19 protein-coding genes are annotated in these 20,277 nt (G+C 64.4%); 8 read left to right on the top strand and 11 right to left on the bottom strand.

Going from position 1 to position 20,277, the window contains the following annotated elements; all coding sequences use genetic code 11:
* Window positions 1-35: 35 nt before the first annotated feature.
* The 3 genes from rpmI to BBBF_RS02930 all read right to left on the bottom strand — a co-directional run bounded on the left by rpmI (window position 36) and on the right by BBBF_RS02930 (window position 1,550).
* Complete coding sequence (rpmI, locus tag BBBF_RS02940; RefSeq protein ID WP_003812404.1) at window positions 36-230, bottom strand: 50S ribosomal protein L35; 195 nt, start codon at window positions 228-230, stop codon at window positions 36-38.
* An 18-nt stretch (window positions 231-248) separates the two neighbouring features.
* Window positions 249-944, bottom strand: coding sequence for a translation initiation factor IF-3 (gene infC, locus BBBF_RS02935; RefSeq protein WP_003817101.1), 696 nt, complete (start codon window positions 942-944; stop codon window positions 249-251).
* A 222-nt stretch (window positions 945-1,166) separates the two neighbouring features.
* Window positions 1,167-1,550: a hypothetical protein gene (locus BBBF_RS02930; RefSeq protein ID WP_230958073.1), complete on the bottom strand. Its 384-nt coding sequence runs from the start codon at window positions 1,548-1,550 to the stop codon at window positions 1,167-1,169.
* 104 nt (window positions 1,551-1,654) lie between these two features.
* On the opposite strand from BBBF_RS02930, the gene BBBF_RS02925 reads away from it, so the two are divergent.
* The gene (locus tag BBBF_RS02925) at window positions 1,655-2,383 is read left to right on the top strand and encodes a thiamine diphosphokinase (protein ID WP_003820866.1); all 729 of its coding nucleotides are present in this window, start codon (window positions 1,655-1,657) and stop codon (window positions 2,381-2,383) included.
* Window positions 2,384-2,589: 206 nt separating this feature from the next.
* The gene (gene gap, locus BBBF_RS02920; protein ID WP_003817090.1) at window positions 2,590-3,645 is read left to right on the top strand and encodes a type I glyceraldehyde-3-phosphate dehydrogenase; all 1,056 of its coding nucleotides are present in this window, start codon (window positions 2,590-2,592) and stop codon (window positions 3,643-3,645) included.
* A gap of 137 nt (window positions 3,646-3,782) precedes the next feature.
* On the opposite strand, the gene ybaK is transcribed toward gap, so the two are convergent.
* The 3 genes from ybaK to BBBF_RS02905 all read right to left on the bottom strand — a co-directional run bounded on the left by ybaK (window position 3,783) and on the right by BBBF_RS02905 (window position 5,710).
* Window positions 3,783-4,292: a Cys-tRNA(Pro) deacylase gene (gene ybaK, locus BBBF_RS02915; protein WP_003820868.1), complete on the bottom strand. Its 510-nt coding sequence runs from the start codon at window positions 4,290-4,292 to the stop codon at window positions 3,783-3,785.
* A 152-nt stretch (window positions 4,293-4,444) separates the two neighbouring features.
* Window positions 4,445-4,666: a hypothetical protein gene (locus tag BBBF_RS02910; protein ID WP_021647915.1), complete on the bottom strand. Its 222-nt coding sequence runs from the start codon at window positions 4,664-4,666 to the stop codon at window positions 4,445-4,447.
* A 54-nt stretch (window positions 4,667-4,720) separates the two neighbouring features.
* Entirely contained in the window at window positions 4,721-5,710 is a 990-nt protein-coding gene (locus BBBF_RS02905; protein ID WP_021647914.1) for a 4-hydroxy-3-methylbut-2-enyl diphosphate reductase, read from the bottom strand.
* A 230-nt stretch (window positions 5,711-5,940) separates the two neighbouring features.
* On the opposite strand from BBBF_RS02905, the gene BBBF_RS02900 reads away from it, so the two are divergent.
* Window positions 5,941-6,897 (top strand): aldose 1-epimerase family protein, encoded by a 957-nt coding sequence (locus BBBF_RS02900; RefSeq protein ID WP_003812388.1) that lies wholly within the window; start codon window positions 5,941-5,943, stop codon window positions 6,895-6,897.
* A gap of 106 nt (window positions 6,898-7,003) precedes the next feature.
* On the top strand, window positions 7,004-7,078 hold the full coding sequence (locus tag BBBF_RS10700; protein ID WP_003817083.1) for a 50S ribosomal protein bL37: 75 nt from the start codon (window positions 7,004-7,006) through the stop codon (window positions 7,076-7,078).
* Window positions 7,079-7,271: 193 nt separating this feature from the next.
* On the opposite strand, the gene BBBF_RS02895 is transcribed toward BBBF_RS10700, so the two are convergent.
* Both BBBF_RS02895 and BBBF_RS02890 read right to left on the bottom strand, forming a co-directional pair.
* Window positions 7,272-7,565: a hypothetical protein gene (locus BBBF_RS02895; RefSeq protein WP_371316009.1), complete on the bottom strand. Its 294-nt coding sequence runs from the start codon at window positions 7,563-7,565 to the stop codon at window positions 7,272-7,274.
* A 67-nt stretch (window positions 7,566-7,632) separates the two neighbouring features.
* Entirely contained in the window at window positions 7,633-8,274 is a 642-nt protein-coding gene (locus tag BBBF_RS02890; RefSeq protein WP_013363262.1) for a sigma-70 family RNA polymerase sigma factor, read from the bottom strand.
* A 211-nt stretch (window positions 8,275-8,485) separates the two neighbouring features.
* Between BBBF_RS02890 and BBBF_RS02885 the strand changes: the two genes are divergently transcribed.
* Both BBBF_RS02885 and BBBF_RS02880 read left to right on the top strand, forming a co-directional pair.
* Window positions 8,486-10,045, top strand: a complete 1,560-nt coding sequence (locus BBBF_RS02885; protein WP_003812379.1) for a UDP-N-acetylmuramoyl-L-alanyl-D-glutamate--2,6-diaminopimelate ligase — start codon at window positions 8,486-8,488, stop codon at window positions 10,043-10,045.
* A gap of 44 nt (window positions 10,046-10,089) precedes the next feature.
* Complete coding sequence (locus tag BBBF_RS02880; protein ID WP_003812377.1) at window positions 10,090-11,088, top strand: lipid II:glycine glycyltransferase FemX; 999 nt, start codon at window positions 10,090-10,092, stop codon at window positions 11,086-11,088.
* 79 nt (window positions 11,089-11,167) lie between these two features.
* On the opposite strand, the gene BBBF_RS02875 is transcribed toward BBBF_RS02880, so the two are convergent.
* A complete protein-coding gene (locus BBBF_RS02875) occupies window positions 11,168-12,373 on the bottom strand; it encodes a DegT/DnrJ/EryC1/StrS family aminotransferase (RefSeq protein WP_021647911.1) in 1,206 nt (401 codons plus the stop codon).
* Between the two features lie 178 nt (window positions 12,374-12,551).
* On the opposite strand from BBBF_RS02875, the gene BBBF_RS02870 reads away from it, so the two are divergent.
* Window positions 12,552-13,787, top strand: a complete 1,236-nt coding sequence (locus BBBF_RS02870) for a carboxylate--amine ligase (RefSeq protein ID WP_013389675.1) — start codon at window positions 12,552-12,554, stop codon at window positions 13,785-13,787.
* Window positions 13,788-13,812: 25 nt separating this feature from the next.
* Window positions 13,813-14,538, top strand: coding sequence for an aspartate/glutamate racemase family protein (locus BBBF_RS02865; RefSeq protein ID WP_033509468.1), 726 nt, complete (start codon window positions 13,813-13,815; stop codon window positions 14,536-14,538).
* Window positions 14,539-14,711: 173 nt separating this feature from the next.
* Here the strand turns inward: BBBF_RS02865 and smc are convergent, their stop codons facing one another.
* Together smc and BBBF_RS02855 are read right to left on the bottom strand one after the other, a co-directional pair.
* Window positions 14,712-18,374, bottom strand: coding sequence for a chromosome segregation protein SMC (gene smc, locus BBBF_RS02860; protein ID WP_021647909.1), 3,663 nt, complete (start codon window positions 18,372-18,374; stop codon window positions 14,712-14,714).
* A 5-nt stretch (window positions 18,375-18,379) separates the two neighbouring features.
* The gene (locus tag BBBF_RS02855; RefSeq protein WP_003812367.1) at window positions 18,380-20,020 is read right to left on the bottom strand and encodes a bifunctional folylpolyglutamate synthase/dihydrofolate synthase; all 1,641 of its coding nucleotides are present in this window, start codon (window positions 20,018-20,020) and stop codon (window positions 18,380-18,382) included.
* Between the last annotated feature and the right edge of the window lie 257 nt (window positions 20,021-20,277).

Genomic DNA, 20,277 nt, shown 5'->3' with positions numbered 1-20,277 from the left:
GCTTTCTTTTGACGTATCTATTCGGCTGGCGCGGTTCAGCGGCCCAGCAGCTTCTTCATGTTCTTGGACTGGGCCGTGGCCAGCACGCCGTCGGCCTTCAGCGCACGACGCTTGCGAGCGGACTTGTGCTCAAGATTGTGGCGCATGGCGCTGCCTGCATGCATCAGCTTGCCCGAGCCGGTGACACGGACGCGCTTGGACGCGGCGGAATTGGTTTTCATCTTCGGCATTGCTGCCCTCCTTGTTGGTTACTTCGTTTCGGAAGTCTTGTCTTGGTCGTCGATCGCGGCTGCGGACGCCGCCGCTGCCTGGCTCTGCGCCTCCTGCTTGGCGGCGAGGCGGGCGGCCTGACGGGCCTGGCGCTCGGCGCGCGACTGGTCGCCGCGGCGGCGCTGCTCGGACTGGGTGTGCACCTTCTTGCCCTTGGGCGCAAGCGTCATGATGATGTTGCGGCCTTCCTGCTTCGGCCGGGACTCGACGGTGCCGTACTCCTCGACGTCTGCGGCCAGACGCTGCAGCAGTTCGACGCCGCCGATGGGGCGGGACTGCTCGCGGCCGCGCAGCATGATGGTCACCTTGACCTTGTCGCCGCCGTTGAGGAACCTGACCACATGGCCCTTCTTGACCTCGAAATCGTGATCATCGATCTTCAGGCGGAAGCGGATCTCCTTGATTTCGGCGGTGCTCTGGTTACGGCGGGCCTCACGGGCCTTGATCTTCTCGTTGTACTTGAACTTGCCGTAATCGATCAGCTTGGCGACGGGAGGCTTGGCGTTGGGCGCCACCTCGACGAGATCGAGGTTCGCTTCCTTCGCCAGGTTGAGCGCGACCGAGGTCGCGATGACTCCCACCTGCTCGCCGTTCGGGCCGATCAGGCGTACCTGCGAGACGCGAATCTCGTCATTGATACGTGGTTCGTCGCTAATGATGACTCCAATCCTCATGTTCTCCGAAGCGGACCTTCGCCGGATACCGGGCATGACGGACGAATCCATGGCTCACCGAACCGTGCGCACTGCAGCGCCGGCCATCATACATATTCGCATGATCGCATGCCTCATGAGGCATGCTCACGACCGCGCATTCCACGCGACCGGATAGGCTATTGCCTTGGACCCGAGGCCATGACAGGCTTCCAGGTGGGGTTGCCCCGCTTTCTTGATTTCTCAAGCCTTGTAGATACTACCACACCCCCAGACCGGGCGTGTCGCCACAAGTTCCGGTCCAGGCGCAGGCAAGCCATCGACCGGCGCCTTGTCGTCGGTCAGGATCGTGGCGCCCGGCTTGCCGTCCGGGTCGGCGATGGTCTCGAACCGGCCCGCCACCTCGCCCATCGCCGATGCCAGAAGCGGTCCGGAGAAGATCGGGAACGTCACGAACGTGCCCACCGCGGGGATCGTCACGAAGGTCGGCAGGAAGGTGCCGAGAATCGAGCCGACCGTATTGCAGGCGGACAGTCGTCCGACGACGGAGGCGTTGTTCCCCAGCGAGTCGGCCGCGAACTTGTTGAGGCCCGGCGTGACCGTGCCGAGCAGGAATAGCGGCGGCACGAAGATCGGCATGCAGCTAACGCGGCGATGACCGGGAAGTTCGTCGACACGGTGACGATCAGCAGGCGCGACGCGCAGTGCCGTGCACACGATACAGTGGCAGCATGGCATATGAACGTTGCGTGATTTTCGGCGCTGGCGAGTATTACGAGGGGCCCGCGCCCGCTATCGAGAAGGGGATGCTGGCGATCGCCGCGGACGGCGGGCTCGACCATATGCGGGCGATGGGGCTGTCGCCGGATTTCGTCATCGGCGATTTCGATTCGCTGTCCGGCGACGTGCCGGACGGCGACCGCAGCGTCCGCCTGCCGCCGCAGAAGGACGATCCGGATCTGCTGAGCGCGCTGAAGGTCGGATGGAGCCGCGGCGCACGCGAGTTCCATATATATGGAGCGCTGGGCGGTCGCATCGACCACACGATCGCCAACATGCAGCTGATGGCGCTACTGGCCTCGCATGGCGGCATCGGATATCTGTACGGCGACGGCAGCATCGTTACCGCGATCGCGGACGGGGCGCTGGAGTTCCCGGCCAATCATGTCGCCCCGCGCCGCATGATCTCGGTGTTCTCGCACAGCGACGTCTGCCATGGCGTCACCATCGCCGGGCTGAAATACGTGCTGGAGGGCGCCGCGCTCGCCAACACCGTCGTGCAGGGGGTGAGCAACGAGTTCGTGGACGGTTCCGCGGCGACGGTCTCGGTGGAGTCGGGCACGCTGATCATCACGTTCCCGATCGAGGCGCCGCTGCCTGTGGTGAGACTGCGGCATCCGTTCGGCGGGGATCTGGGCGCGCTCGACACGACGGTGTCCTCGGCGCTGGCGGTGCGGTGAGGCCGCGGTGCGGAATGCCTCGCATCGAATCGCCGCAGGCTGTACAGACATATTTGTTAGCGTTAACGAAATATGGCCGTTTTATGCTCAAAGCAAGCGCGACACCGTTGCTCTAGTACAGACGGCGCATTACAGTAGACACTGTTGGTAAACAAAGGCCATAGCGCATCCATGCGCAAACGGTCTACCCTACAAAGGGAGAACACATGACAGTTAAGATTGGTATCAACGGCTTTGGTCGTATCGGTCGTCTCGCCTTCCGCCGCATCTTCGAGCTGCAGGCTCGCGGTGGCCAGGCCGGTGACATCGAGGTCGCTGCAATCAACGATCTGACCACGCCGTCCATGCTCGCCTACCTGCTGAAGTACGACAGCACCCACGGCACCTTCCGTCACGACGACGGCACCCCGGTCGACGTGACCTCCACCGACGACGCCATCGTGGTCGACGGCAAGGAATACAAGGTCTACGCCGAGAAGGATGCCAACAACATCCCGTGGGTCAAGAACGACGGTGTCGAGTTCGTGCTTGAGTGCACCGGCTTCTACACCTCCGCCGAGAAGTCCCAGGCCCACCTGAACGCCGGCGCCAAGAAGGTCCTGATCTCCGCCCCGGCCAAGGACGAGACCACCCCGACCGTCGTGTTCGGCGTTAACCACGAGATCCTGAAGGCTTCCGACAACATCGTGTCCGCCGGTTCCTGCACCACCAACTCGATGGCCGCCATGGTCAAGCTGCTGAACGACAAGTTCGGCATCAAGCTCGGCTTCATGACCACCATCCACGCCTACACCGGCACCCAGATGATCCTCGACGGCCCGCGCTTCCCGAAGGCTCGCAACAACCGCGCCGCCGCGATCAACACCATCCCTCACTCCACCGGTGCCGCCAAGGCCATCGGCAAGGTCGTGCCCGAGGTCAACGGCAAGCTGCAGGGCCATGCCCAGCGCATCCAGGTCCCGGACGGCTCCATCACCGAGCTGACCACCGTCCTGAACAAGGAAGTCACCGCTGACGAGATCAACGCCGCGTTCAAGGAAGCCTTCTCCAACACCGAGTACTACGGCTACAACGAGGACGGCATCGTCTCCTCCGACATCATCGGCGACACCCACGGTGGCGTGTTCGACCCGACGCAGACCGACGTGAACACCGTTGACGGCACCACGATGGCCCGCACCGTGTCCTTCTACGACAACGAGTACGGCTTCACCTGCAACATGATCCGTACCCTGCTGTACTTCGCCGAGATCTCCGAGTGAATCCCCGCGGTCTAGGCCGCTAGATTCCACAAGGGTTTATGGTTTGGGCTCCCACAGTGCTTCGCTGTGGGAGCCCAAACCATAAACCCTTTGTTTTTACCGGCTCGGCACTTGCCGGCGGGCTGAGCCGGACTCCGTCACCACGTACCGATGGGCCCAGCGACCGCGTTCAATACCTTGAGCAGATCATGCGGATTGACGCCGACCGAAAACCCGCGCTTGCCGCCGGACAGCAGGATCTCGTCGAATTGCAGAGCGCTCTCGTCAAGCACGGTCTTGTGATGCGTGCGCTGCCCGAGCGGCGAGATGCCTCCGACCACATAGCCGGACTCGCGCATCGCGACCTTCGGGTCGGCCATCGATGCCTTCTTCGCACCGACCGCCGCCGCCAACGCCTTCAGATCCATGTGTCCGCTGACCGGCACCACGCCCACCACGCGCTCGGAACCGGTGTCGGCCATCAGCGTTTTGAACACCTGATGCTCATCGAATCCGAGCTTCTTCGCGGCTTCCACCCCGTAACCGTCATCCATGTGGTCGTTGGAATGCTCGTACTCGTAGGTCTTGAACGGCACTCCGGCCTTCTCCAGCTGCACAGTCGCCGGCGTGGAGCCGGCACCCTTCTCATGCTTCGTTTTTTTGCCCATGTTTTCCATACTACCGCTCTCAAAACTCGAAGGTACGAAATCGGAAACCGCCATTTTCCAACAAACGGCTTTTCGTATCTGCGAGTTTTGAGAGCGCGAATCGGGAATGCCTCGACTATTCGGCGGATTCTCCGCCGCTTGGGCCACTGGTTTCACGATGTCGCAGCAAGGCCCCGGCTGCGGTCGGCAAGCGCGACGGCGCCCACGGGCGCACCGGTGGCGGACAGTCCCGCCGCCGCATACCCGTCAGCGCCCACGTTCACCGTGGAGCCTCCCGTCAGCGTCACCTTGCCGTCGACCGCGAGTGTGGAGCACTCCCCCGCCGCGATGCCGGGAACCGTGGCGGCCCCGTCATTGGCGTTGAACACCCTCACATAGGGTTTGCTATACGCCTCGTCCCGCCAGCGGCGATGAGGCGAGCAGGCGCACTACCGCGCCTGCGAGGGCTTCCGGCGGAGTTCCGCCGGAAGCACGAAATGCATGTTCTCCTTGATGGTCTCCACGGTGGATACATCGGTGAAGCCCTGTGCGCGCAAGGCCTCGATGACGCCCGCGACCAGTTCGTCCGGCACGGATGCGCCCGACGAGATGCCGACCGCCTCGACCCCGTCGAACCATGACGGGTCGAGCTCGTTCGCGTCATCCACGCGGTGCGCTCGCCCGCGCTCCCCCAACGCCCCCTGCGCGACCTCCATGAGCCGCACCGAGTTGGAGGAGTTCGCCGACCCCACGATCACCACGCTATCGGACTGCTCGGCAACGAGCTTCACCGCGGCCTGGCGGTTGGACGTGGCGTAGCATATATCGGAGCTCGGCGGCTCCTTCATCCACGGGAACCGGCACTTGAGCGCCGCGATGGTGCCGGCCGTCTCATCGATGCTGAGCGTGGTCTGCGTGAGCAGCACCAGCTTCTGCTCCGGCCGGAAATCCAGCGAATCCACGTCCGCCTCATGTTCGATCAGATGCACGTGCACGGGGTCCTCCCCCACCACGCCGACCGCCTCATCATGCCCCCGATGGCCGATGTAGATGATCTCGTAGCCTTCGCGCACGAAACGCAATACCTCACGATGCACCTTGCTGACCAGCGGGCAGGTGGCGTCCACGACGTGCATGCCGCGGCGTGCGGCCTCCGCCTTGACCTGCGGCGACACGCCGTGCGCGGAGAACACGATCGGGATGCCGGCGGCAGCAGCCTCGTCAGGTATCTCCGCGAGCTCCTGCACGAACACGGCCCCCTGCGCGGCGAGATCCTCGACGACATGCCGGTTGTGCACGATCTGACGACGCACATACACCGGCGGCAGGCCATCCACCCGCGCCGACGCGGCCTTCAGGATGGTCTGCACGGTGAGGATCGCCCGGTCCACCCCGGCGCAGAATCCGCGCGGGTCCGCCAGCACGATGCGTTTCGCCATATCATCCTCCTCATGCAGTCAGTGGCCGCCATGCGGCATCACTCAATCACAACGACTCAGCGTAGCAAAGGCACACGCACGGGTGCGGCCGGAACATCCCTACACGTGCGATACCGGCACATGACAATGCCCGGGGGCAACAGGCGACACCCCGACCGCACACGGCAGAAGCCCAGCGCACACTATGATAGCGAGCGGTAACAATATCACTGTCGATCATGGAGCAAGCAATGGGCACCACACCGCGTACCGGCAACCAGTATTCCATCCATCATGGCGATTTCTCCGCCGTCGTCTGCGAGCTCGGCTCGAAGCTGCGCCGTTTCGACTACGGCGGCAAGGAGGTGTTCTGCAGCTACGGACCGGACGACCTGACGCCGACCTGCTGCGGCTATATCCTCGCGCCTTGGCCGAACCGCATCAAGGACGGCGAATACGACTTCAACTGCAAGCACTACTGCGCGCCGGTCAACGAGTATCATCCCGAGCCGCGCAACAACGCGAACCACGGCTACGCATACCAGTACATGTGGAAGCTGGAATCGCTCACCGAGAACAGCGTCACCCAGTCACTGCGCTTCCCGAACCTCGACGGCTATCCGTTCGACGTCACCGTCACCGCCACGTACGAGCTGAACGACAAGGGCATGACCGTCACGGTCAGCGCCCGCAATGATGGCGACGAGCCGGCGCCGTGGGCGCTCGGCCTGCACCCGTGGGTGGCGAACGGCAAAAACGGCGAGACCAGCGAGCAGCGTGACGCCGATTCGGCCGCATGCCGCCTGAAGATCGACGCGGACACGCACGTCACCGTTGACGCCGGTCTGGTGCCGAACGGCACCGAGCCTGTGGACGGCACCAAGTTCGATCTGCGCGACGACCCGGTTCTGGACGGACGCGCGTTCGACGACGCCTGGGTGGACGTCCACCGCGCCGACGACGGCACGACAACGACCGTGTTCACCCGCCCCGATGGCATGGAGATCAAGCTGGTCGGCGACGAGACCATCAACGCGTGGCAATGCTACACGGCCACCGGCGCCCCGTTCGACCAGCATCCGAACGGCATCGCCGTCGAACCGATGACCGCCCCGGCCAACGCGTTCCGCAGCGGCGACCACCTGACCGTGATAGAGCCCGGCAAGAGCGTCACGACCGTGGTACGCTACGAGGTGACGGTCAAGTGACCGGCACCCGGCCGTCCTACGGCTGGTGACAATTCGCCACTTGCACAACGTCTACCCCGTATGTGATAATTCCCAAGGCTTATTAATCGTAGTAAAGGAGTCCATCATGGGCATGCGCGGACGCAAGCGCAAGGATCGTCGCAAGAAGGCCGCCAACCACGGCAAAAGGCCGAACGCCTGATTCTTGCCTGACGGCGTGATTCCACGCCGCGAGACATCGCCATATACGGCGGTGTCATAACAGACGACAACGGGTCTGTCCCAGCGAAAGCCGGGCAGACCCGTTTGTTATCTTATTATTCCGTTTTATTATGCAGGCCCGTTTTATCCTGCTTGCCGAGCTTCGAGACAGGGGCCCAAGCCGAAATCGCGTCTCAGGACACGACCGCAGCGCCGCGTACAGGCTGCGCGGGTTGCGCGGACCGTCCCGGCTCGTCGACGGCACCGGCAGCATTCCCGCCATCCTCGCAGCAGCAGCGGTCAAGCGTGTCGCGCAACCGCGCCAGCAGACATTCCGGCGCGACCTCGGGCCGCAGATACGCACGCAGCGCCGCGATCATCGCCTTCTCATGCTCGTCGCAACACGAATCCGGGTCGAAACAGTCCCCGACCAGATCATCGCCCATGTCACCGGGCATGCCCGAAATCTCCACCGATGTGATATGCATATCCGCATGGACGATGCCCACAGGCGTCTGCCGTGTGATGGAAATATGGCTGTGCCGCTCAATAGGGTCACTCACGCCTGCTCCTTTCGCTCGTCGCAACGGATCGCATTCCGTCATCTCCATTATGAACGCTCACCGGGGATCTGGAGTTCGCGGACGGTGAACTTGGCAGTTGCTTGCGGGCGTCGCCGTATCCATGCGCCAGCGCGTACGATGACAGTTCGCGTTTCAACTGGGTGCGCGCACGGTTCAGGCGGCTCATCACCGTGCCGATCTTCACGCCCTGCTCGTCGGCGACCTGCTGGTACGACTTGCCGTCGATGGCTGCGTCAATGAACACCTGCCGGCGCTCGGGCGGGAGTTTTGCGAGCGCCGCCATGATCTCCTGCGGCGCGAAGGCGTCCAGATACTCCTGCTCCGCGGATTTCAGCCCCTCCGAGGAGTGCTCGGACGCCGCGTAGATGTCCCAGTCGTCGTATTCGCCGGTGGAGTCGTTGGCCCGCTGCGGCCGCCGCTTCGCCTTCGCGTACTGGTTGAAGTATGCGTTGCGCTCGATGGTGGTCATCCACGCCTCGAAGTTCGAACCGTCCTCGAAACTGTCGAACGCCTTGAACCCGCGTTCGAACGTGTCCTGCACAAGGTCCTGGGCATCATCGGGATTGTTGGTGAGCTTCATCGCCTGGCGGTACAGCGCGTTGACCGCGGGCATGGCGAGCTTCTCGAATCTCGCTCGCGCCTGCGCCGTGGTCTCGTTCGGTTGCTGTTCGTCGGTCACGCTCACTATTGTATGCAAGACGTGCGGTGAAATTGTGAGCGTGGGCACGGTTTTGTGATGGACTTATCAGCACATGTCGCGCATATCGTTCCCGCGGTCGTCGGGCTTGTACAATGACAGCGGCACCATGAGGAAAGGTTTTGGTATGACGGTAACGTTGGCATCGGCGGCGCAACTGCTCAAGCGGCACGGTCTGCTTCGGGAGATCATCCGCGCGGATCGTTGGACGCTTGATGCGCACGACATCGAAGGGGCTGACACCGCTTTTTCGGCGATCACCTATGACACGAGGGACGTGCGCGAGGGCACGCTGCTGTGCTGCAAGGGGCGGTTCAAGGCCGAGTATCTGCATGACATCGACGAGCGCGGGCTGGCCGCATACGTGGCCGACACCGATTTTTCGGCAGAGACCGGCGCACCCGGCCTGATCGTCAATGACGCGCGCAAGGCCATGAGCCTGCTGTCCGCGGAGTTCTACGGACGCCCGCAGGACGAGCTGACCGTGGTCGGCATCACCGGCACCAAGGGCAAGACCACGACCGCGTACTTCACCCAGGCCGTGCTGAACGCCCACTCGCACGGCAAGGCAGCGCTGTTCTCCTCCGTGGACAACTGCCTGGACGGGCACACGTACGTCGAGTCCGACCTGACCACGCCCGAGTCGATGGACGCTTTCCGCATGATGCGAGAGGCCGCTGACAACGGCATGAAGTACCTCGTCATGGAGGTCTCCTCGCAGGCGTACAAGGTCGAGCGCGTGTACGGGCTGACGTTCGACGTGGCCACGTTCCTGAACATCTCCCCCGACCATATCAGCCCGATCGAGCATCCGACGTTCGAGGATTACCTGTATTGCAAGCGCCAGATCGTGCGCAACAGCCGTGCGCTGGTGCTCGGCGCGGCCAGCGATCATGCCGACCTGCTGCGTCAGGACGCGGCGGACGCCGGCGTGCCGGTCACCACGTTCGAGCTGCTGGACGGGCAGAGCCCCGCCGGATCCGATGCCGCCGATGTCACCGCAAGCCCGGCGAACGCCGAGCACAGCGCCTACCGTATCGCCGCAGACGGCGCTGATCTCGGCGAGTTCCGTCTGGCGTTGGACGGCGACTTCAACTACGCCAACGCGGCAGCGGCGCTGGCCATCGCGCATGCCGCCGGAATCGACCTGACCGCCGACGCCGCAGCCACGCACGCGATGGAGCCGGTGCGCATCGCCGGCCGCATGGAGCAGTTCCACGACCCGCAGTCCAACACGCTGGCGATCGTCGACTACGCGCACAACTACGCCTCCGTGACCGCGCTGCTCGATTTCGTCGACGAGCGGTTCGGCTCGCAGCACCCGCGCATCACGCTTGTCACCGGCTCGGCCGGCAACAAGGCGTACGACCGGCGCAAGGAGATCGTCGAAGCGGCGCAGCATCGCATCGACAGCTTCATCTTCACCGCCGAGGACACGGACACCGAACCGTTCATCGACATCTGCACGGAGATGCAACGGTACATCACCGTGCCCGGCATCGCGTCCACCGTCATCTCCGACCGCCCGACCGCCGTCACGAACGCGATCTACGACGCCCGAGCGCACGCCGACCGGTTCAACATCATCCTCATCATCGGCAAGGGTGACGAACGCTGGATCAAGGACCACAACAAGCACGTGCCGTTCGAGGGCGACGACCGCATCGTCGAGCGCATGTTCGCCTGAGCCGCCAAAGCGCACGAACCGATAGAAAGACAAGCAAGACAAGCATGATTACGTTACAGAAAACCGACTACCAGCAAATGGAACAGGCGGCGGCCGATGCCGGCGTGACGCTGCCGATCGAACAGACCGACGTGTGGGCACGCTTCCAGGCGGACATCCCCGGCCGCACTCCTTGGGGCGTGTACCTGATCCAGCGAGACGGCGAGACCGTCGCGTTCATCGCGTTCATCGACATGGAGACGCACGGATACCATTACCTGCGTTCGATGCACGGCCCGGTCTGGATCGTCAAGCCGGACGAGGCGCTGGAACGCGAGGCCATCGACGCGATCGCCGCCGAAGTGCACCGAGCGGACAGGCACGTGGCGTTCATCCGCATCGACACGTGGTTCACCGACGGCACCGTGCCGGTGCTGTCGACCGTGCCGTACGACCAGACCGTGGTGATCGACGTGACCGGCGGCGACGATGCGATCCTGAGTCGCATGAAGCGTCGCGGCCGCCGCGACGTACGCAAGTCGCTGCGCGAATGCCCGGCCGACATCGCCGACGAGACGAAGCAGGCGATCGCCGACTTCGCGGAATACTACGACGTGATGGTGGAGACCGGCAAGCGCGACGGATTCACGCCCGCTCCGATCACCGACTACTCCGACATGATCGAGGCGCTGGGCGCGGATCATTGCCGCGTGTTCGCGGCCCGCATCGAGGGCCGCGTGGTGGCATGGTCAATCGTGACCGTCAACGGCACGCACGCGGTACGCTACTATGCCGGCATGCGCAACGACGTGATGCGCCTGCACGTGACCGACAAGCTGCTGTACACCGAGTGCTGCATCCTTGGCTCGCAGGGCATCACCGAATACGATCTGATGGGCATCGGCTCCGAGCTGGCACCGAGCCTCAACGGCCTCAACGAATTCAAGTGCAAGTTCACCGAGGAAATCACCCCGGTGGCCGCCGGGCGTGACGTGCCGATCAAGAAGGCCTTCTACAGCTCCCTCAAGCTCGCCAAATCACTGAAGAACACCCTCAAGAAGTAAGATTCCCGGCGCGGTGCAACGGGGTGAGACGTCTGAACACCCGCTGCGCGCGCCAGAGGGCGGTCAGACGTGCCGGTGGTCAGACGGCGGCGCGGACGGCGTCGATGACGCGGCGAACCGCGTCTTCACCCAGTTCGGTGGGCAGGCATAGCGCGGTGGAGACCAGACGGTCGCTGACCGGCACGGTGGAGCGGTCCAACGTGTCGAGCCCATAGGCGGCCGGATCGGTCACGCCGGGGAACAGTTCGGGGCGGTACCAGCGTTCGGCGTAGCCACCCGCCTGCCGCGCTGCGGCGATGATGCGCTCCGCCGCCTCGGTATCCCGCGCGAACAACGGGAACCGCAACAGCGGCTGCGCCTCGCCGTTCATCGCCACTGCCGGAACGTCCAACCCGTCGACGCCCGCAAAAGCCTCGCGATACATGGTCACGACCGCGCGCCGCCCATTCTCATTGGCGTCGAGCGCGGAGATGCCGGCCACCGCCTGCTGTGCGATCCACGGCGTCACCGTCATCGGCTCATATTCCAGTGCGCCGCGACGCTCCTTGTCGGAAATCGGCGGCTCATACCAGCCCGAAGCGGTGAGTCGCTCACGCATCCACCCGCCGAATCCGCCCAGACGCGACAGCACGCGGTTCTCGTTGATATACAGTTTCGTGACCGTATCCAGATGATGGGACGGCTGCTCCAGCGCGGCGAGCCGGCCTCGGGTCTCGGCGTCCAGCGCCGCATCCCGCTCACGCAGCCGCGGATTGACCCAGATGGCGCCGCCGAATCTGGTCGGCAGCATCTTCTCCACGCCGAACGAGTGCACGGAAATGTCGGCCAACGGCCATCCCGCAGCATCACGGGCCATGCGGGTCACGCAGTGGGCGCAATCCTCGACGAGCAACGCCCCCATCTCCCCCGCCAGCGCGGCCAGCCGCCGGGACGAGTCCTCATCGATCGCGCCAAACGTATGCTGCATCACCATCGCATGCACCTGCTCGTCGCTCCCCAGCGGCATGGACTCCACCTTGGCGACGTCAATGCCCATCGTGTCGGCGCCCACATCCGCATACCGCGGTCTCAGCCCGCTCACAACAATCGGATCGACCGCCGTGCAGCAGGTGAACAGCTGGGTGAGCACCGAGCCGTCGCCACGAACCGACCTCACTGCGTCGAACGCCACCTGCATGCCGTACCGTGCCTTGAAGACCGGGAACCAGTCCTCCGGCCGCGTCCCGGTGCGGGACGCCAACGCCTCACGAAGTTCCGCGAATCCCCGTGCCGTCGTCTCTTCCATGACCAACCTCGTTCCATCGGGAGAATACGTCTTATTTCAATGTATCGTCCCCCCGCGCCAGGGGCAACGGCCCGCGTGACCGCATCTTCGCACTCTGCGCACGAAACGGCCTCCCATCGCCACACGGAGTATGTAGAATGTCATAAGCAATCGTGAACGTCCAACAGAAGGATCGATAATGACGGCTTTCCAGCCTGTACTACTCGGCAGTGAAACCTGCGCCTACGCGATGGCCCGCGCGTTCCACAGCGCGTATGGCCTGAAATCGCTGGTATACGGCCGTATGCAGCTTTCCGTCACCAAATTCAGTTCGATTATGGAGCCGACGTTCTTCGCGGACTTCACCGAGCCGGAATCCTTCCGCCGTCACATGGTCGAGGCCGGTCGCCGGCTCACGTCCGAGCGACCCGACACCACGTTCCTGCTCATCGCGTGCGGTGACGACTACAGCGAGCTGCTGAGCCGGTACAAGGACGAGCTGAAGCCGTATTTCACGTTCGTGTCGGTCGATGCCGACCTGCACGACCGTCTGAGCAACAAGACCTCCTTCTACGAGCTGTGCGCCCAGTATGACCTGCCGCACCCGCTCACGTTCGTTCTGGACAAGGCCGGTGCCGCGGCCGGCAAGTATCACGACCTGCCGTTCGGCTTCCCCGTGGCCGTCAAGCCGGCGAACAGCGTCGAATACCTGCACGTGGACTTCCCCGGACGCAAGAAGGCGTTCATTCTGCACACGCCCGAGGAGCTGGCCCATGTCGTCTCCGCGATCTACGGCGCCGGCTACGGCTCCGAGCTGATCATCCAGGACTTCATCCCCGGCTCCGACGCCAACATGCGCGTGCTCAACGCCTACGTCGACCATGACCACCATGTGCGCATGATGGTGCTCGGCCACGTGCTGCTCGCCGACCCGACGCCGGAGGCCATCGGCAACTACGCGGCGATCATCCCCGACTACAACGAGGGATTCTGCCTGAAGATCAAGAGCTTCCTGGAAAGCATCGGATATGAGGGCGTCGCGAACTTCGACATCAAGTTCGACCCGCGCGACGGAGAGTACAAGCTGTTCGAAATCAACTTGCGCCAGGGCCGCACGAACTTCTTCGTGACGCTTAACGGCTTCAATCTGGCCGAGTATTTCGTCGACGACCTGGTGCTCGGCAACCCGATGGAGGGCGACACGGTCATCGGCCGCGGTGACAGCATGCTGCTGGAGGTGCCGTTCTCGACGCTCAAGAAGTACGCGGAGCCGGGGGAGGCGCTTGACCGCGGAATCGCGCTGCACAAGGCGGGCAAATCCGGCTGGACGCTGCGCTACGGGCGGGACCTGTCGTTCAGGCGCCGGCTGCTGCTGTGGAGGCTGCACCGGCTGACCGCGAAGAACTACGACACGTATCTCGGCAAGAACGACTGACTTTTCGGAATCGACGGCGACATTTATGAGACGACCATTTTTTGCGGTATTGGGCGGCATGGGCACGCTGGCCACGGAAAGCTATATCCGGTTGGTCAACCGTGAGACGCACGCCCACAGCGACCAGGAGTTCCTCGACTACGTCGTGTTCAACGACGCGGCCGTGCCCGACCGGACCGCGTTCATCATCGGGCAGTCCGACGATGACCCGTTCCCGATAATCGCCGACGACATCGACAAGGCGACCGCGATGGGCGCGAGCTTCATCGTGCTCACCTGCAACACCGCGCATTACTTCTACGATCATTTCCAGTCGCTGACGCCGGTGCCGATCCTGCACATGCCGCGCGGCGCCGTCGCGCACATGGCCGGGCAATACCCCAAGGAGCGTTTCCACCGCGTCGGATTCCTCGGCACGATGGGCTCGCGGGCTTCGGGCGTGTACCGTCAGGCCGTCGAGGAGGCCGGCTACACCTTCGTCGAGCCGGACGACGAGTTGCAGGAGCGCATCACGTCACTGATCTACGACGACGTGAAGGGAACCGGCGACCTGAATCTGCAGCGCTACGAGTCGGTGCTGCAGGCGATGCTCGATCCGGCCGGCACGTGCCGTTGCGATACGCTGATGCTCGGCTGCACCGAGCTCTCCGTGCTCAACGAGGCGTTCCCGCTGCCTCAGCTGCCGATCATCGACGCCCAGGCCGTCCTCGTGGAGGACACCGTCAGCTGGGCCAAGGCCATCCGCCGCTAGAGTCGGCGCAGGCGAAAAAGGTCGGTCGGGCGGAGCAACAGCCACATCCCCGGATGCACGGCCACCCCCAGTCGGCCTACGGCCGACACCTCCCGCCAGCGGGTCGGCAATCGGTAATCCTCCCGCTGACGGGAGGTGGCGCGCAGCGCCGGAGGGTGGTCTTCGATGTGGGGTCAGCGGCTGAGTTTCTGGCTGACTACGGCGGTGACGCCGTCGGAGCGCATCGTGATGCCGTACAGCGCGTCGGCGATCGACATCGTACGCTGCTGGTGGGTGATGATGATGAGTTGGGCGTGTTCGCGCAGTTCGTTGAACGCGTTGATAAGGCGGGTCAGGTTCACGTCGTCGAGCGCGGCCTCCACCTCGTCCATCACGTAGAACGGGCTCGGCCGCGCGGTGAAGATCGCGAACAGCAGCGCCAGCGCGGTCAGGGACCGCTCCCCGCCGGACAACAGGCTCAGCTGCTTGACGCGTTTGCCGGCCGGGCTCGCCTCGACGATGACACCCGTGGCAAGCAGGTCATCGGGGTCGTCGAGACGCAAACGGCCGGTACCGCCGGGGAACAGCGTGGCGAACATCTTCTCGAACGCGGCGGCGGTATCATCGAACGCGGATTTGAACACGCTCACCATCGTGGAATCCAGATCCCTGATGAGCTTCATCAGATCATCGCGAGATTTGACCACGTCGTTGCGCTGGTCGTTCAGGTATTGGTTGCGGGTCTCAAGCGCGTCGTATTCCTCGCCGGCCAACGGATTGACCTTGCCGAGCGCGGCGAGGTCGCGCTTCGCCTTCTCCAGCCTCTTGCGCTGTTCCGCACGGTCATACGGAACGGTTTCGAACCGGCTCGGGTCGTCGCCTCCGTCAGATTCGGAGCCTGGTTCGGACTCGGATTCAGGTTCAGAAGCGTCCGCACGCGGCACGGGACGCCCGTTCTCGTCCAGCACGGGCACCGGCCGCTCGGGGCCGAAATCGCGGGTGAGCTCGTCGATGGAAAGTCCCAGGTCATCCGACACCTTCTGCGTCAACTGCCCGAATTCCCCGGCCAATCGTTCGCGATCCACATCCAGCTCGTGTTCACGCCGCTGCAGTCCCGCGACCTTCGGCTCGATGCCATCGCGCTGCGCCCGCAGCGTCTTCAGCTCCGCGTCGTGGCTCGATGCCTCGGCCTGCAGCGCCTCGCGCTTGGCGATCACATCGTCGATGCTCGCCGCCACCAGGGAGGCGACCTGCGCGGCATCGTCGGCGATGCGCTGCGCGTGCGCGGCCTGCGCCTTGCGACGCTCGTTCATGGCCTCGATGCGCGCGCGTCGTTGCGTGGCCTCCGCGGCGTTGTCGCGCAACAGCCCGGCCTGCCGCTTGAACGACTCGACCTTGCGTTCCGCCTCCGTCCACGCGATCTTCGCGGTGACCTCATGCTCGCGGGTAGCGTTCAACGCGGCTTCCAGCCGATGCTCGCGCTCCCCCAGCTCGTCGACGTCGGCATGTTCCGCGCCGGAATCCCGGATCGCGGCGAGCGCCCGCCGCAAATCGTCGAGCTTCAACTGATGGCTCCGGCGTTCCTCGACACTGCCGCGCAGCTTCTCCTCGATCGCCGCGACCTGACGTTCCACGCCCTTCATCCGCGACTCGGCCGATTGCAACGCCTTCGCGGCCTGTTCGGACTTGAGCTTGGCCTGAATGCGCCGCTGCGATTCCTTGTCGACCAGCACTCGCCCCTGGTCCCGCCGCTGACGGGCCTCGCCAACCTGCCGCGTGATGTCGTCCAGCTGCCCTTGCAGCACCGTAATCCGCTTCAGCGCCTTATCCCGCCTCGCCGCCAAGGACAGATCGCTTTGCGACAGTGATGAACCGCCCACGGCACCCACCGGGTTGACGACCTCCCCGTCGCGGGTGATGGCCTGCGCCCATCCGCCGTCGCGGACCATCCGCACGGCTTCATCCATCGTCTCGACCGCGACGACGTTGTTGAGCAGCAGCCGCACCGCGCCGACGACCCCCGCGGCTCGGCCCGGGTCCGGTGCATCCGGATTCGCCGACACCATCGTGCCGGCCGCACACGGCGTCCGATATGGCGAACCATCGTTCTCCTCAGCGACGGCCACCTGTTCCGGGGCACCGGCACCGCTTTCAGCCGCGTCGGACATCACGAGCACGGCCTTGCCCAGACGATCCTGCTTCGCCTTGCGCAGCGCATGCAGGAGGTTGCGCTCCCCCGGCACCACGATGGCGCCCGAGAACGCGTCCAGCGCGTGGGCGATGGCCTCCTCCCAGCCTTCCTCGACGTGGATGAAATCGGCGAGCCGCCCCATCGCGGCCACCTGATCGTCCTGTTCGAGAGCGCCGGAGGCGTTGCGCGATTCCAGCGTGTCGCGCAGCGCGTCGGCTTTGGCCTGCAGCGTGATGATCGAACCGTCGACGTCCCGTTGCCGCGCGAGCGCGTCGTCAAGCGCCTCCTGCCGCTTGGCGAGATCGGCCCGCGCCTGTTCCAGCGCCTTGCCGCCGTCATCGTCGCCGTTGTCGGCCTCGCGTTCCAACGACTCGCACTGCGAGCGCGCCTGCGACAACTGGGTCTGAAGTGTTTCGCGCTGCGCGGTGAAATCCTTGGCGCGTGTGTCTGCAAGTTCGGCGGCCGCCTCCTCGCGGGCGATCAGCGCGTTGAGGTTCGCGATCTGCAAGTCGCGCTGCTGGGCGCTTTTGCGCAGCTCCGCCAGGGTCTGCCGCACCGAGGCGAGTTTTTTCTCGTCGTCGGCGCGCTCCTGTATCGCCTTGTCGAGCGCGATGCGCATGTCGTTGACTGTCTCCGACTGCCGCCGCGCCTGCGATTCCAGTTCCTCCGCCCGCTTGTTCAGCATGTCGGGGTCCTCGCCGAGAGAGGTCACCAGCTGCCCGAGCAGCGACCGTCCGCGTTCGCCGGCCAGTGAGGACAACGATTTCAGCCGTTCCTGTATCTGAGACATCTCATGCCAGGTCTGGTTGATTCGCGCGAGTGCCGGGCTGGATTGCGCGCTCAGCGATTCGATCTGTTCGATGCGCACCTTGACCCGGGCGAGCTCCGATTGCGCGGCCTGCAGGTCGTGACGCACCGAAGCCAGCTCGCCGCGCACCGCGTCGCGCTTCGCCATCGCGGCGACGGCATCGTCGGCGTACAGGCGGCTCTGCGCATCGCGCAACGTCACCTGGATGCTGTCGGCCCTGCGCGAGATACGCGCCTGCCGGCCAAGCGGCCCGAGCTGCCGTCGTATCTCGCTCAGCAGGTCGTCGAGCCGCGACAGGTTCGTTTCGGTGTTCGCCAACTTGCGCAGCGCACGTTCCTTGCGCTTGCGGTGCTTGAGGATGCCCGCGGCCTCTTCGATGAACGCGCGGTGGCCGCTGGGATCGGCCCTCAGAATCGCGTCCAGCCGCCCCTGCCCGACGATCACGTGCATCTGCTGCCCGAGCCCGGTGTCGCTCAACAGCTCCTGGATGTCGAGCAGACGGCAGGCCGAGCCGTTGATCGCGTATTCGGAACCCCCGTTGCGGAAGATGGTGCGGCTGATCGTCACCTCGCTGTAGTCGATGTTCAGCGTGTGGTCGGTGTTGTCGATCGTCAGGCTCACCTGTGCGCGGCCGAGTGGCGGGCGGGAGGACGTTCCCGCGAAGATCACGTCCTCCATCGACGTGCCGCGCAGGTTCTTCGCGCCCTGTTCACCCATCACCCAGGTGAGCGCGTCGACGATGTTCGACTTGCCGGAACCGTTCGGACCGACGACCGCGGTGATGCCCGGCTCGAATCGCAGCGTCGTGGCAGATGCGAACGATTTGAAGCCGCGCAGCGTGAGTTCCTTGAGATACATGTCGACTAGGCCTGTCCGCCCTTGGGACCGCCGTCGGCGGCATCCGCCTCCTTGGCGGCCTCCTTGGCAGCCTCCTTGGCGGCCTTGTCAAAGCCGAAATCGCCGAAGTCGTTCTCGTTGAAATCGGGGTTCGCATCGGTGGCGAAGTCCGTGTCGGCGTCCGATTCCACCCCGGACCGTGCAGGGTCTCCGGCGCCGGTGCGCGGCTCGGGCTCGCCCACCGAGGGATTGACACGCTCGGCCTTCGGCTTGGCGAGGTCGGCGTTCATCCGCTCCTTGAGCAGCGTGCGCGCGTCTCCGGCGGTGACGAAACTGCCGCAGACCAGCACGCCACGGCCGTAGCCGACTCCGGTCTCATCCTCGACATCCACCATGTCGACCGCTTTCTGGATGGCGTCTGGCAGGCTGTCCTCGCGGATGACACGGTCGCGGCCGAACACCTGGACGGCGATCTTCTCCAGTTCCTCGGCCGGCATGACGCGGTCGCGCCACGAGTTCTCGGTGACGACGACCTGGCTCAGGATCGGCTCCAGCACGCCGAGATACTCCTCCACCTGCTTGTCGCCCATCATCGCGACGACGCCGACCAGCTGTGTGAAGTCGTAGCTTTCCTCGATGGCCTTGCGCAGCGCCTCGGCCGCGTTCACGTTGTGTCCGCCGTCAAGGATGATCGTCGGCGACGTGCGGATCTGCTCTATGCGGCCGGGCACCTTGACGCCCTGCAGCGCCTGCCCGACCAGGTCGCCGTTCAACGGCCCGTTGACCGGGATGACCGCCTCCGCGGCAGCGAGCGCGGCGAGCGCGTTGTGTGCCTGGTGCTCGCCGAACTTGGCGATCGGCACCTGCTCGTACACCCCGTTCGGTGTGTGCAGCGTGGCGATCTGGCCGCCGACCGCAGGCACGCGGTCCGTGACCTCCATCTCATAGCCGTCGCGTATCAGCGTCGCATGGTTGCGCTCGGCGGCCTCCATCAGAATCGGCATGACCCGCTCCTCATGCGGCTGCGGCCCGATGATGGCGGTGCAGTTCGGCTTTATGATACCGGCCTTCTCGGTGGCGATCTGCTCGACGGTGTCGCCAAGCCACTGCATATGATCCATGTCGACCGGGCCGATGATGGCCGCGTCCGCGTCCAGCACGTTCGTCGCGTCCCACAGGCCGCCCATGCCGACCTCGACGACGGCAACGTCGACCGGCGCGTCGGCGAACTTCCAGATGGCCATCGATGTCAGCACCTCGAAGAAGCTCATCGGGGGGCGGCCGGACTCGGCCATCTTCGCGTCGACGATGGCGACCAGATCCTTGATCTGATCCCACATGTCCACGAAATCGTCATCGCTCAGCTCCTGCCCGTCGATGGCGATGCGCTCGTTGATACGTTCCAGGTGCGGCGACGTATACAGGCCGGTGCGCAGCCCATACGCCCGGCAGAGGGCCTCGGCCATGCGGGCGGTCGACCCCTTGCCGTTCGTGCCGGTGACGTGGATCACACGGAACGAGTGCTCCGGATGGCCGAGCACGTCGAGCATGAGGTTCATCCGGTCCAGATCCAGATTCGTGGTGTTGTGCTCCGGCGGGCGGCGCATGATGTCGCGCTCCACGTCGCGGATGGACTCGTTGTTGCGGTTCGGATGTTCAAAAGACATGCTGATGTCGACCTCGTTTGCTTGTCAATGGTTCCGTTACGCCATTCTAATGGTCGTCCTGTCATATGCCGACGGCAATATCCGGCCAGCAGGTCGCCGCCGCGTCATTGCGACGCCAATCGCAGGCACGATGACGGCGTAATTCACGAAGTCGTCACCAAAAATTGACCGTTCGTATGACCTGACCCATGAAACGAGCTCTTATATGGTGCTGTACTTGATAAGGAAAGGTTCGGCTCTCCGATGAGAAGACCACG

The organism is Bifidobacterium bifidum ATCC 29521 = JCM 1255 = DSM 20456 (genome assembly GCF_001025135.1).
Taxonomy (GTDB): domain Bacteria; phylum Actinomycetota; class Actinomycetes; order Actinomycetales; family Bifidobacteriaceae; genus Bifidobacterium; species Bifidobacterium bifidum.
This window is presented reverse-complemented; position numbering and strand designations above follow the sequence as displayed.